Below are 12,599 nucleotides of genomic sequence, written 5' to 3'. Positions count from 1 at the left end.
ACATCCGAGGGCGTGGATAAAAAACCGGCTGAGGAAATCATCTGCCAGTCGGTTCAAGGCCTTAGCATTTTGGAAACGTCCACGGGATTGAAGCTTCCGGCATACTGATCACGTCATCGGATGGGAACCGGGTTCGCGAACCGGCCTCCTCCTCGGGTTCTGAGAAGCCGGTTCCGATGATGGCCGCGAAGGGTGTTCGGAGGGCTCGGAAATCCTCCCCTCACCTGGAGCGGTCGGGGCAGGCAAAAATGCTTGACCACATACCTGGAATGCCATGCCTGCCCCATCCCAGCGTCACCCCCGCCGGATACTCCCCTCCGGCGGAGGCGGAGCCGCGTGGGCAGTGCTCCATATGGCACAGCCGGTTCCCGTCACAGTTGCCTCTTCCTGTCACAGTTGCCTCGGGCACTTCGGCATCCTATCTCAGGGCCTGACCCTCCGCGCCAGCTGCGCACCATGAATGGACCACGAACGCGATGACCGAGCTCAAACTGCTTGCCCTTGATACCGATGACCTGGGCATTGTTTCCGCCCATATGCAGGATGCCGTCTTCAAGATGGGCGATGTGCGCTGGTCCGCCCCTGAGCGTACCTTGTCGCTCGCCGCCAACCGGTTCGTCTGGGAAGAAGCCGGCAAGCGCCGCAAGTCTTATGAACGTCGCCGCGCCGCGCTCGTCTTCAAGAGGGTGGAAGCCGTCCGCTCCACCGGCATCAACCGCAATCGCAAGGAGGAGGTCCTGTCGCTGCTGGCCATCACCTTCAACCAGAAGGGGGAGGGGCCCGAGGGAACAGTGGAACTGGTGCTCTCCGGCAACGCAACCATTGCGCTAGATGTCGAATGCATTGAAGTTGCTCTTGCAGATGTCGGCGGGGCGTGGGAAACGGCATCAAAGCCCCGCCACCCATAGGCGATCATGCCCCGGCGGATGGTATCGTAGTCTGACTGGGAAGGAATATCCGCTTGGCAATCTGGCTGGAGCAGGCATCGCAGGATTTCGAGGCACGGTTCAGTGCCTTCCTTTCGACAAAGCGTGAGGTTTCGGAAGATGTGAACGCCGTGGTGCGCGCCATCATCGATGATGTGCGAGCCCGGGGTGACGCAGCCCTGATCGATTACTCGAAGCGGTTCGATGGCATCGACCTGGCCGAGGTCGGCATCCAGGTCACTGACGCCGAGGTTGACGCAGCTGTGGCCGCGACCGACCCGAAGGTCTTCGACGCGCTGAAGCTTGCTGCCGAGCGCATCGAGCGGCACCACGCCCGGCAGATGCCGAAGGACGACATCTACGAAGACGCGATCGGTGTTGGCCTTGGTTCCCGCTGGACCGCAATTGAAGCGGTCGGCCTCTATGTCCCGGGCGGCACCGCAAGTTATCCAAGCTCCGTCTTGATGAACGCGATGCCGGCCAAGGTTGCCGGCGTGCCGCGCCTCGTCATGGTCGTGCCCGCAGGCGGCGGCGCAATCAATCCCGCGGTGCTGGCTGCCGCGCGCATTGCCGGCATCACCGAGATCTACCGCATTGGTGGCGCCCAGGCCGTAGCAGCTCTTGCTTATGGAACCGAGACCATCGCCCCGGTCGCCAAGATCGTCGGCCCGGGCAATGCTTATGTGGCGGCAGCCAAGCGGCATGTGTTCGGCACGGTCGGCATTGACATGATCGCCGGACCATCGGAAGTGCTGGTCATTGCCGACAAGGACAACAATCCGGATTGGCTGGCGGCTGACCTGCTGGCGCAGGCGGAGCATGACGCCGGCGCTCAGTCGATTCTTGTCACCGATGATGCCGAACTCGGTCGCGCGGTGGAGGCTGCTGTCGAGCGGCAGCTGAAGACCCTGTCGCGCTCTGAAACGGCAGCCGCCAGCTGGCGGGATTTCGGCGCCATCATCCTCGTGCCGGACCTCCAGGCCTCGCTGCCACTTGCCAACCGCATTGCCGCCGAACACCTGGAGCTTGCGGTCGCCGATCCCGATGCGCTGCTCGCCGGTATCCGCAATGCCGGCGCGATCTTCATCGGTCGCCACACGCCGGAAGTGATCGGCGATTATGTCGGCGGCTCCAACCACGTGCTGCCGACGGCGCGCTCGGCACGCTTCTCCTCCGGTCTCTCGACGCTCGATTTCGTCAAGCGCACCTCGATCCTGCGGCTCGGCCCCGAGCAATTGCGCCAGTTGGCGCCCGCGGCGATCACCCTTGCGAATTCGGAAGGGCTTGATGCGCATGCCCGCTCGGTTGCAATCCGCCTCAACCTCAGCCCCACCGGCGACGGGGACTGATCGCCATGGCGGGAGGAGACTACCGGCTGTGCGACGTTGTGCTCGACGACTCCATCGGTCGCTCGACGCCCGATGTGGAGCATGAGCGGGCGGTCGCGATCTTCGATCTCATCGAGGAGAACTCCTTCCAGCCCGCTGGCCATCCCGGCGGACCTTACCGGCTGAAGCTTTCGCTGGTCGACTCCAAGCTGATGCTTGGCATCACCACCGAAGACGGCCAGGATGTCGCGACCCACATCCTCTCGCTCACGCCCTTCCGCCGGATCATCAAGGACTACTTCATGATCTGCGAAAGCTATTATGAAGCGATCCGCTCCTCGACGCCGAGCCGCATCGAGGCAATCGACATGGGCCGGCGCGGCATCCACAACGAAGGCTCACAGACCCTGATGGACCGGCTGAACGGCAAGATCACGGTGGACTTCGATACGGCCCGCCGGCTCTTCACGCTCGTCTGCGTGCTCTACTGGCGCGGGTAACCATGGGCGAGGAGGAAAAGCCGGCAGCCAAACCGTCGATCGGCATCCCCCACTCGATCCTCTTCATGTGCGGCTGGAACTCGATCCGCTCGCCGATGGCGGAAGCCATTGCAAAACGGCTGCTGAAGCCCGATATTTACATCCAGTCGGCCGGCGTGCGCTCCGGCGAACGGGATCCTTTCGTGGATGCGGTGCTGGATGAGGTTGGCCTGTCGATCGGCCGCCACCAGCCGCGAACGCTGGATGACCTGGAAGACGACTTCTTCGACCTGATCGTAACCCTCACTCCCGAGGCGCATCACGCAGCGCTCGAACTGACCCGAACGAGCCCGGTCGATGTGGTCTATTGGCCAACGATGGATCCCACCGCGACCACCGGCACGCGCGAGCAGGTGCTCGATGCTTATCGTGAGGTTCGCGAGCATCTCTGGAAGCTGATCGACAAGCGCATGAAGCCTATTCGCCGCCACTCGGCGGAGGGCGCTTGAAAGACATGAGAATCGTTTTAATTGCACGGTTCACAAAGGAGGCATCTTTGTGTAGTTTCCGCGCACATTTTCCGGGCCGGCTGGACAAAGCTGCTGCCCGTCCCAACCCACAGAAAGAAAACCACTAGATGGCTAAAGAAGAAGTCCTTGAATTTCCAGGCACTGTCACCGAACTCCTGCCGAACGCAACCTTTCGCGTAAAGCTGGAAAACGAGCACGAGATCATCGCTCATACGGCTGGCCGCATGCGCAAGAACCGCATCCGCGTTCTCGCTGGCGACAAGGTCCTGGTCGAAATGACGCCCTACGACCTGACCAAGGGCCGCATCACCTACCGCTTCAAGTAATCTCGCACAGGCGGCAGCACCTTTCCATGGCGCTTGAACAAAAGCTGATATTGGCCTCCGGTTCGCCGCGCCGCCTCGATCTTCTCAATCAGGCAGGCATTACGCCGGCGCGCTTGATGCCGATGGACATCGACGAAACGCCGAAGCGGTCCGAGCACCCGCGTTCGCTGGCACGCCGGCTTTCGACGGAAAAGGCGGAAGCGGCCTATGCGCTGGTGAAGGGCGATCCGGCCTGGCGCCACAGCTATATCCTGTCGGCCGATACCGTTGTTGCCGTGGGCCGCCGCATCCTGGAAAAGACGGAATATACCGAAGAGGCGTCTGCTGCGCTGAACCTGCTCTCCGGCCGCGGCCACTGGGTATATACCGGCGTCTGCCTCGTTACCCCGGGCGGCCAGTTCCGCCAGAAGATCGTCGAGACCAAGGTGCGCTTCAAGCGGCTTTCGGTGCGCGAGATCGACAACTACATCGCGTCCGGCGAATGGCGTGGCAAGGCCGGCGCCTATGCCATCCAGGGCATTGCCGGGGCCTTCGTGCAGAAACTCGTCGGATCCTATTCCAACGTCGTCGGGCTGCCGCTTTACGAGGTCACCTCGTTGCTGGCGGGCGAAGGCTTCGACGTCGCCGCGGCTTGGCCGCAGGGCTGAGCGCCCTTACATAAGCAAAACTGAAGAACCGGCCACGTTCCTCTCATCAAGGAGTGCTTGGGCACATGACATCTGAACCCATCAAGGCGGGCGGCAAGGTCGAGCCGCTTCGCAAGACCCGGCCATGCCCGGAATGCGGCAAGCCATCCGCGCGTGAACACTATCCCTTCTGCTCCGACCGTTGCCGCACGCTGGACCTGTCGCGCTGGCTGAAAGGCTCGTATGCCATTCCCGTCGCCGATGACGAAGCCAAGGCTGACGGCACGGACGACCGCGAATAGAGTTACCGGAGCTGGCCGCGCCGGCGGCCAGCCTCATTCGGGCGTTTGCCCGTCTTCCACAGCCTCAAGGCCGCCGTGTGCCTCTGTTTTTACTCGATAATTTTGGAATCGTCTTTTCCTCGCAAAAAAGTCCGCCCAACCGCTGGACATGGCCGAACAAGATGTTATAACCCCGCTCGCTTCCGGGGGAGACACCCCCGCCGGTTTTTACCGGAGGCCGCAAGGCCCAGATGCCCGGATAGCTCAGTTGGTAGAGCAGCGGATTGAAAATCCGCGTGTCGGTGGTTCAAATCCGCCTCCGGGCACCATTCTAAGCTCTTATTGCGCCTATCTTTTTTATATCCGCATCCTTCCTTATAAATCTGAGTTTGTCAGATTTGTTCAGCGGGTTTGACGACTTTCGTTTTTCTTCTGTTCACTTCGGCCTCAAGATCGACGATCGCAGCCGAGGCCTGACGCGACCGATTCGCGCGCCGTGAGTAGTGCTTGGCCATCGCCTCGGTCGCATGTCCGAGGACGAGAGCGATAGTTCCGTTGTCCTTGCCCATTTCGGCAAGGATCGTCCCGACAGTGTGTCGCAGGCCCTTAAGGGTTAGCCCAGGCTGGATCTTCTGCTCGGCTTCCAGCACACGCTTCAGCTTATCCCAATTCGTGCTGAACCCGTTGTAGGTCCAAGGCTTGCCCCAGCTGTTCGCGCAGAGGGTGATCGCATCGTGCTTTGGCGCCTTCGCGAGAGCGTCAGACACCGGTTCGAACAGCGGATGATAGAGCGGTTCGCCGGTCTTCTGCCGTCGCGTGTCGATTCCAGCAGATGAAATGGCGGTCTTCGGCAGTGCAAGAGCATCCTGGGGCTCGAGCCCGTAAAATATCATAAGGCTGATCGGCAGGACCATGTGATCGGGTATTCGACATTGACGACGAGGACGCACGCCAGTGGACGGACAGCACCATGTGGGACGCCGCCCGTCACGAGGCCGCGCGCGACATCGCCCGCGCGTTGATGCGGAAATTTGAAGTCAGCCGGCGCGAGCTGGTTTACTCCGATGTGGGCGGCGCCCATAGTTCAAGCACCGTCACCTGGTCAGAGGACTAGTCGGGAGATTGGGGAGCGACAGCAGTGAGCAGGTCATACTTCTGGTTCCTCATGCTGTCGATTTTATGGTTCATCATCTCCGCTGTCCTGCGGGCGGCGATGATCCTTCACCAGTTCGGGCTGTTCTGGTTTATCCGTAGCGTCTTCGTTTCGGAATGATCACCCCCGCCTTATGTTGGCGAGGTGGGGGTTAGCCGTACGGCTTGATGTTAAGTAACACTGAGTTGTTCTTCCAGCCGCAATCTTCGCGCAAGCCGAATCCATCCATCATATAACTGCTGAATTATTACGCGGTTGACCGGCATAATGTATCGCGAAGTAGTATGAAGAAATTTGGCAATGGCTTATTTCACTAAGGATTACCTTCAACAATATATTGCGCATGGCATTGCCGAAGTCGGCGATCATACCTATGGAGCCCTCAAAATTTTTTGGTGGGGCGAACAGGCAAAGTTCTCAATCGGTAAATACTGCTCGCTAGCTGAGAACATGACGATCTTTTTGGGAGGCAACCACAGGCATGATTGGGTTACCACCTATCCCTTCAGTGCACTTGAGCAAGCTTGGCCAGAGGCAAAAGGTATTGTCGGCCACCCTGCAACGAATGGAAATGTAACGGTCGGTAGTGACGTATGGATCGGCGATGGCGCATCCATTCTCTCGGGCGTCACGATAGGAAATGGTGCCGTGATAGGTGCGCGATCGCTGGTTACTCGTGATGTGCCCGCTTATACGATAGTTGGCGGCAATCCCGCGAAGCCCATCAGGAAGAGATTCACTGATGAGGTATGCAAAGACCTGGAAGCAATCGGCTGGTGGGACTGGCCGGATGAGAACGTCAGGGCTGCTGTACACGAACTGCAGAGCAGCAACCTGGCAAATTTCATTCGACGATATCGATAAGCCCGACTTTGTGAATCGGGTGGTGGCGTGTCAGGATTGTGGCCACCGACAGCTCTTGCCTCCGATCTACCCTTTGCTTACGCTCAGGTGATCAAGGAGTACGCCGTGGATCAAGATCAAGTCGAGGTGTGCCGTCGTTTCAATGTCTCATTCAGCGCCGCTGATCCATTCTCCAAAGTGGCATTTCCGAAGGCGCACTGCAGGGAGAGCAGCCTCTAAATGGCTTGAGGCATCCGCCGAAAAATGGAACCTGCGGCTGGTACATCTGGAGCGGTCCAGATTTTCCTCTTGATTACGACGAGTTCTTCAAGCAGATGCACGTGTCTCATCTATCACAGCGTTGCCCGGCAGTCTTACCCTATCTGAGGCTTCCTCCGGGGTGGCGGTTCTTGATCGCACTGGACTACGAACATGTGTGGTTCGACCCAAGCTTACTGGACGTTTAGCAATGCAGATGCTGCCTTGTTGAGCAGTGCCGCCAGCCTTTGAACCTCAGATGGCGGCGCAGGGTTTCCTTCGATACAAGAACGTCTGCAATACTCGATTCCAGCGTTGGGGCTTACTATGCGTTTGCACGTCTGCGGCGACAGCCATTCCGCCTACTGCTTTGACCGCTTTGAAAACGCAGTCATCAAATGGCTCGGCCCGCTCACTATGCATCGAGCGGCGCGTGATGCTGAGCAGATAATTCGACCACTCCTAAGCGATGTCGAAGCTGATGACATTGTTGTTTTTATACTTGGAGAAATCGATATCCGATGCCATCTCATTCCAGTCGCTGAACGATCTGGCAGTTCGGTCGATGATGAGGCGGCGAAGCTTGCTCATCGCTATGTGTTAGCCATTTCTCAACTCATCGGCCCTTCCAACGCTGCAGTTATCGTGCAGCCCCCTTACCCAGCTGATAGGCGCTCAAACCCAGAGCTGCCATTCATAGGCTCTCTTCAGCATCGCATCGACACCCACCAAGCGCTTTCAAAGCATCTGATGCTTGCCGCCGACGCAGCTGGGTTGCACTATCTGCCTTTTCCCAGGAAGTACGCAGACGCACGGGGTGGACTGCGTCGAAAATTCTCTGATGACGGCGTTCACATCATGCCGGTTGAGGCAGCTGCGTTAGCTAAGTCTCTGAGCTCACTACTCGATATGAAAATAAAGTTCCATCATTCACCGCTCGATATCATCCGGCGAAGGTGGAACTATTTGTTTGGCGGATCGCTCAGGCGACGCGGTCTTCCGAAAGCGAAGCCCATGGTCCCTACCACCCGCTGATTGCTAGTCTGCAGCAGATGCATCGGGGGGACATCTAAACGCCACGATGCAGTCGCTTGATCACGTTCGGTCAAGCCCTAGTCGGCAAGCACCAGTTGCATGGAAAAATACCTGCTAGATGAAATACTATATCCACGCCCAAGGGGCGCTGGACTCTGTGATCGATCAAGATGGGCTTGAATTTTCTTCTCAAGATCAAGCTGTTGCCGAGATTGTAACCTCTCTGTCCGAAATCGTTGGTGAGATGAAGGCTCGCGGCGAACCTGTTCCGCTCGATCGTGTCGATATCGTCAATGCTGAGGGCAATCTAATTCGCACATTATCCGTGACGGATTTTGTTTCAAATGATGGAGAGAAGCGTCCGAGGTAGACCAAACGATTTAGTTGACTCAACGCTAAATTAACCTAACCTAAAGATGTATCCAACAGCTTTGGGGGCTCAGGCGGGAAAAACGGCTGGGTCCTTCTTCTCTTTAGGTAGCCTGTACCGCGTTTGTAACGATACCCCGGCATGGCGAGGTCGAGCTATCTTGTATTCAACCAACCACCCAACCGGTTCGGCTATCGACCCTCACCTCCAATGAGGCTTGAAGGAGAGCTACCCCCGCCAGGGTGGCTCTCCTTTGCATGTGACGTTTGAGCGTCCGTGACGACGTCGAGTTCCATCTAAATCTGTCGATGCAATTGCCGTCCTATTCGACTGGGGTACCATCTGCATGACCGAGCCCAGAAGAGTCTCAGTTTCGTGGGAAGCGCGTGCTCTTGGGGATGCACGCGCTTCTCCGTTCCCAGCATCTAATCTCGAGTTGTCTGAGCACAGCACGGCGCCACCTCACTTTTGGGGACATCACCGACCGAAGATGGCGTTGATAGCCCTCGAGCCCTAAGTCAGTTGCTCGGCGCGCGCAGGAAGAAACCGAGCGGGCGGTCGCGGTGGGTTCCCCCTCTCACCCCGGCCGCTACCTCGCCCTAAATCCTCAGGGTTTTTGGAAACATTCGCTTGACCTAGCAGGTTGTGAGGGGCCTAACCGGCAGACGATGTTGGCGAGGTGGGGCCGGCTCTTAGCGCGATTCTACAAGAGTCTTGACCTGCTCCCCTCGAATGTCCTCGGTTTGAGGTTAGTCTGTTCTCCCGAGAAGGAGACAGATATAATGAAGCGTTCCCGTTTCAGCGACGAGCAGATCATCAGTATTTTGGAGGAGCACCAGGCCGGGCTTTCGGCTGTTGAGCTGTGCCGCAAATACGGTGTCAGCGACGCGACCTTCTACAAGTGGCGTTCGAAGTATGGCGGCATGGAAGTGGCCGAGGCCAAACGGCTGAAGGCTCTTGAAGAAGAGAACGGCAAACTGAAGCGCCTCCTGGCCAACGCGATGCTTGATGTATCGACGTTGAAGGAGATGCTCGCAAAAAACTTCTGAAGCCCGGTTCAAGGAGGAATGCCGTGACCTGGGCCATGAAGGAAAAGGGCTATTCGCAGCGTCGGGCTTGCGGCCTGGTGGATATCGATCCGCGTGTGTTCCGCTATCGGTCGACGCGGGGCGATGATATCGCGATCCGAACGAGGCTCAAGGAACTGGCCAGCCAAAGGCGTCGCTTGCGATATCGTCGCCTGCATATTCTGCTCAGGCGGGAAGGCGTCGAGATCAACTGGAAGAAGCTCTATCGGCTCTACAGGGAGGAGCGCCTGACCGTGCGCAAGCGTGGCGGCCGCAAACGCGCCTTGGGAACCCGAGCGCCGCTGACGATCCCACAAGGGCAGAACCAGCGATGGAGCCTGGACTTCGTCTCGGATGCCCTGGTCGACGGCAGGCGGTTCCGCATCCTGTGCGTTCTCGATGACTTCAGCCGGGAGTGCCTTGCCACGGTGGTCGACAACTCGCTGTCTGGTGAGCGTGTCGGCCGTGAGTTGGACAGAATCGCCCTCAGCATCGGGTATCCCTGCATGGTCGTCTCGGACAATGGCACCGAGCTGACATCGAACGCCATCCTCAAATGGCAACAGGACCACGCCGTCGAGTGGCACTACATTGCGCCAGGTAAGCCCATGCAAAATGGCTTCGTGGAAAGCTTCAATGGTCGGCTGCGCGATGAATGCCTCAACGAGCACCTCTTCACCAGCTACCGCCACGCGAGGGAGATTATCGAAGACTGGAGAAACGACTATAACCTGAACCGCCCGCATACCAGCCTCGACGGCTTAACCCCTTACGAGCTTGCAACCCGGTCCAGAGAGGACCAAAATATGAACAGAGCTAACTTATAAACGCGGACAATCAGGGAAGCAGGTCACCTGCCTTGCAGAGGCTCAGGATGTCCACGAGGCGATGCAACACGCAGCCAAGGCTCCAATCAATCAACTTGTGCCAACTAAGGTGGCAAACGTTAATTTTGAGTTCTTGCAGCCTGGTTAAGATGGCAGCAGGGACAGCCCCGTGCAGGCCGGGACAGGCGTCGGGTAATCCCGTGGAGCTCACTCCAGGCACCATTCGCGCGAGCATGGTGTCACCTCCGGATTTCGTAGGGTTAGTAACCGGGGCGACGGATTTCGACGCGCAAGAAAATAACGGGATGGACGGCAGGAACGAGGAAGCCGGGAGCATGCAATTTTTTATTGAGGAGAGTTTGACGCAAGAACCCCCGCTCTTGGAGAGCTAAGCCACACGGCTGGGCAATGAGCTACTGTTTGCTGGCGCTGAACGATGTCGGCATGTTTTTAGCGTGCGCGAAAGACCTATCTAGTATGAGATCGAAGATCCTCGAAACGCTGTGCTTGCAGTGAGGCCTCAGTTCCTCGGAATTAGCGTATTGTTAGCGTAATTGAATATGGTTCTAGTTAAATCGATGCCTCGATGCTGCAACCGTTCCACGCGATTTCGCTTGCTTCCTCGTTCCTTCCGTAGGAACTCGGCACGTCCACGTGACGAGCGGAACCGTGAAATGATCTGTTTCAAGGCTTTGAAGGTTGTCGCGGGTGCTGGATTATTAGCCTGGCGCAAACCCCCATCTCGCACATCCTCTAACTCAATCGTAGATAAATATTAGGCACCGCTCAGCAACTTTTCGGAAACTATGTCACCCTACGACTTGCAACACCCGTCATGCGCTGCTTAGTCAATGAGTTCATATAATTCCATTACCCGCGACCTGATCGACCTCTGGCTTCAGTCGGATAAAACCACCACGCCGGAGAGCCTGTACAACGGGATCCTCGGGCGACTGAGCATCAAGATGGCGCTGTCGGTGGTCACCACCGCCGCCGACAATCCGTATGACTGGCGGTTTCGCCGGGTGAGGGACTTTGGCTTCAAGAGCCACCTGCTCAACCGGCTGAAGGAGCAGTTCCCGGATGCGCCGCTGCGCGATCATGACCGCAGCTTCATCGAAACCTCCATCATCCCGGCCTATTCGAGGGTGCTGGAGGTAGGGCGGCCGACCCTTGAACTCGTCCGGACCAAGGTCATGGGCGTCAGCATCGGGTACGAACGCCTCGTCCTGCCACAAAAGTCTGAAGACAAACCCGCCTGGTGCATCAGCCTGGTCGAGGGGCGCTTTTTTGTGTCGCCGATCCAGGACGCCAAGACAGACATCACCGACGACAACATCATCCAGCTTTCTCATCGAAGGGCAGACCACCAAGGAGATCGGTGACCTGCTGCAGCTTTCGCCACGCACGATCGAGCACCGCATAGACCGGCTCAAGACCCGGTTCGAGGCCCGCAACCTCGTGCATCTGGTGGCAAAGCTTGTTGCCAACCAGGTGGGTCGCAAGGACAGGGAAACCGCCTGAACCGCTTTTGGCAGGAGCGATGCTCCTTACCGGTAGGCGTCGTTGTTGCTCTTGCCGGGTTTGGCCGGATCAATGGCATAACGCCGACCTTCGGGTACGGCAACCGACAGGAAATTTGCCGACAGCTCCTTCAGCCGTGCGCGCATGGTTTCGCCCTTTACCGGGCGGCCGTGACCGGTGATGACCACCTCCGGCTCAAGTGAGGCCAGCAGCGCCACCGATCGTTCCGCCTCGTCCCAATCCGGCGTCAGGTACCGCGGCGGCCCGTGCATTTCTGGTTTCTGGGTCAGCACTTCATACACCGATTCCTGGCCGGTGGTGACGATGGCATCGCCGGCAATCAGTGTGCGGTCGCTTTCGCGCCAGAGCGAAATGTGCCCGGGCGCGTGTCCCGGCGTATGAAGCCATTTCCAACCCGGCATTCCGGGCACGCCCTGGTCGGCAGGCAGCGCCTTCAGCCTGTTGCCGACATCGAAGGGCGAACGTGGGAAAAGCGGGGAGAGCAGCGCCATGGCGCCGCCGCCGACCATCGGGTCGGCCGGCGGGTATGACGCTTGGCCGTTGAGGTACGGAAACTCCACTGGATGCGCGTAAACCGGCACGTCCCAGTGCTGCGCCAGTGCCTCTAGCGACCCTGCGTGGTCGAAGTGGCCATGCGTCATGATGATCGCCGATGGTCGCGAGGCGCGCCCGAAGCGGCTCTCGGCAGCTTCGATGATTCCGCTCTTTGAGGTCGGCAGGCCCGCATCGATCAGCACCCAGTCGCTGCCGCGGGCCGGATCGCCGTAAAAGATCACGTTGACGATCGACAGGCGCTTGTAGGCAAGGTCGGGCGCGAACACCATCGTGCCAGAGCCGGCCTCTGTCACCGGAGCAAGATCGCTGTCGTCGAGCGAAAGCTGAACCGTCATGAAATTCTCCTTTGTCGCATGTGCGGGCAAACCTGCTCGTCGCGGCAAAGTTCCTGACACTAGCGGTGGCGGGGAGGAACCAAGCGAGCTGGCTGCGGTTTGGAACGCATCTGAC

The 12,599-nt window shown here is 58.6% G+C and carries 17 protein-coding genes and 1 tRNA gene; 16 read left to right on the top strand and 2 right to left on the bottom strand.

Annotation, left to right across the window (positions count from 1 at the left end; translation table 11 throughout):
• The first annotated feature begins 476 nt into the window (after positions 1–476).
• The 8 genes from M0654_RS09380 (at position 477) to M0654_RS09345 (ending at position 4,825) form a co-directional block, all read left to right on the top strand.
• Entirely contained in the window at positions 477–908 is a 432-nt protein-coding gene (locus M0654_RS09380) for a DUF2948 family protein (RefSeq protein ID WP_248682854.1), read from the top strand.
• A 53-nt stretch (positions 909–961) separates the two neighbouring features.
• Entirely contained in the window at positions 962–2,275 is a 1,314-nt protein-coding gene (gene hisD, locus M0654_RS09375) for a histidinol dehydrogenase (RefSeq protein ID WP_248682853.1), read from the top strand.
• A 5-nt stretch (positions 2,276–2,280) separates the two neighbouring features.
• Complete coding sequence (locus M0654_RS09370; RefSeq protein WP_248682852.1) at positions 2,281–2,754, top strand: UPF0262 family protein; 474 nt, start codon at positions 2,281–2,283, stop codon at positions 2,752–2,754.
• 65 nt (positions 2,755–2,819) lie between these two features.
• Complete coding sequence (locus M0654_RS09365; protein WP_118851410.1) at positions 2,820–3,242, top strand: arsenate-mycothiol transferase ArsC; 423 nt, start codon at positions 2,820–2,822, stop codon at positions 3,240–3,242.
• A 128-nt stretch (positions 3,243–3,370) separates the two neighbouring features.
• On the top strand, positions 3,371–3,589 hold the full coding sequence (gene infA / locus M0654_RS09360) for a translation initiation factor IF-1 (RefSeq protein WP_069060068.1): 219 nt from the start codon (positions 3,371–3,373) through the stop codon (positions 3,587–3,589).
• Positions 3,590–3,615: 26 nt separating this feature from the next.
• Positions 3,616–4,236: a Maf-like protein gene (locus M0654_RS09355; RefSeq protein WP_118848659.1), complete on the top strand. Its 621-nt coding sequence runs from the start codon at positions 3,616–3,618 to the stop codon at positions 4,234–4,236.
• 65 nt (positions 4,237–4,301) lie between these two features.
• The gene (yacG, locus tag M0654_RS09350) at positions 4,302–4,517 is read left to right on the top strand and encodes a DNA gyrase inhibitor YacG (protein WP_118848660.1); all 216 of its coding nucleotides are present in this window, start codon (positions 4,302–4,304) and stop codon (positions 4,515–4,517) included.
• A gap of 232 nt (positions 4,518–4,749) precedes the next feature.
• Positions 4,750–4,825: transfer RNA gene (locus M0654_RS09345), tRNA-Phe, on the top strand.
• Positions 4,826–4,888: 63 nt separating this feature from the next.
• On the opposite strand, the gene M0654_RS09340 is transcribed toward M0654_RS09345, so the two are convergent.
• Positions 4,889–5,410, bottom strand: coding sequence for a tyrosine-type recombinase/integrase (locus M0654_RS09340; protein ID WP_248682851.1), 522 nt, complete (start codon positions 5,408–5,410; stop codon positions 4,889–4,891).
• A 224-nt stretch (positions 5,411–5,634) separates the two neighbouring features.
• Between M0654_RS09340 and M0654_RS22760 the strand changes: the two genes are divergently transcribed.
• From M0654_RS22760 to M0654_RS22925, 8 genes are all read left to right on the top strand, one after another.
• Positions 5,635–5,769: a hypothetical protein gene (locus tag M0654_RS22760; RefSeq protein WP_282571590.1), complete on the top strand. Its 135-nt coding sequence runs from the start codon at positions 5,635–5,637 to the stop codon at positions 5,767–5,769.
• Between the two features lie 180 nt (positions 5,770–5,949).
• On the top strand, positions 5,950–6,513 hold the full coding sequence (locus tag M0654_RS22755) for a CatB-related O-acetyltransferase (RefSeq protein ID WP_282571589.1): 564 nt from the start codon (positions 5,950–5,952) through the stop codon (positions 6,511–6,513).
• Between the two features lie 167 nt (positions 6,514–6,680).
• Positions 6,681–6,959, top strand: coding sequence for an immunity protein Imm33 domain-containing protein (locus M0654_RS23035; RefSeq protein ID WP_449289662.1), 279 nt, complete (start codon positions 6,681–6,683; stop codon positions 6,957–6,959).
• 118 nt (positions 6,960–7,077) lie between these two features.
• Positions 7,078–7,785, top strand: coding sequence for a hypothetical protein (locus tag M0654_RS09330; RefSeq protein ID WP_248682850.1), 708 nt, complete (start codon positions 7,078–7,080; stop codon positions 7,783–7,785).
• Positions 7,786–7,903: 118 nt separating this feature from the next.
• Positions 7,904–8,155, top strand: a complete 252-nt coding sequence (locus tag M0654_RS09325; RefSeq protein ID WP_248682849.1) for a DUF6894 family protein — start codon at positions 7,904–7,906, stop codon at positions 8,153–8,155.
• Between the two features lie 782 nt (positions 8,156–8,937).
• Positions 8,938–10,049 (top strand): IS3 family transposase gene (locus tag M0654_RS09320; protein ID WP_248682848.1). Its coding sequence is split into 2 segments (ribosomal slippage): positions 8,938–9,190 and positions 9,190–10,049, totalling 1,113 coding nucleotides; the frame shifts between segments, so codons are not numbered across the junction.
• Positions 10,050–10,900: 851 nt separating this feature from the next.
• On the top strand, positions 10,901–11,434 hold the full coding sequence (locus M0654_RS09315; protein ID WP_248682847.1) for a hypothetical protein: 534 nt from the start codon (positions 10,901–10,903) through the stop codon (positions 11,432–11,434).
• Positions 11,340–11,573: a LuxR C-terminal-related transcriptional regulator gene (locus tag M0654_RS22925; RefSeq protein ID WP_390919876.1), complete on the top strand. Its 234-nt coding sequence runs from the start codon at positions 11,340–11,342 to the stop codon at positions 11,571–11,573. Before M0654_RS09315 ends, M0654_RS22925 begins: the two co-directional genes overlap by 95 nt.
• A gap of 26 nt (positions 11,574–11,599) precedes the next feature.
• On the opposite strand, the gene M0654_RS09310 is transcribed toward M0654_RS22925, so the two are convergent.
• The gene (locus M0654_RS09310; protein ID WP_248682846.1) at positions 11,600–12,484 is read right to left on the bottom strand and encodes an MBL fold metallo-hydrolase; all 885 of its coding nucleotides are present in this window, start codon (positions 12,482–12,484) and stop codon (positions 11,600–11,602) included.
• Positions 12,485–12,599 lie beyond the last annotated feature (115 nt).

The sequence above is a fragment of the Neorhizobium turbinariae genome, from assembly GCF_023223505.1.
In the GTDB taxonomy this organism is placed as follows: Bacteria; Pseudomonadota; Alphaproteobacteria; order Rhizobiales; family Rhizobiaceae; genus Neorhizobium; species Neorhizobium turbinariae.
The sequence above is the reverse complement of the archived record's forward strand: the minus strand, read 5'-3'. Positions and strand labels throughout refer to the sequence as shown.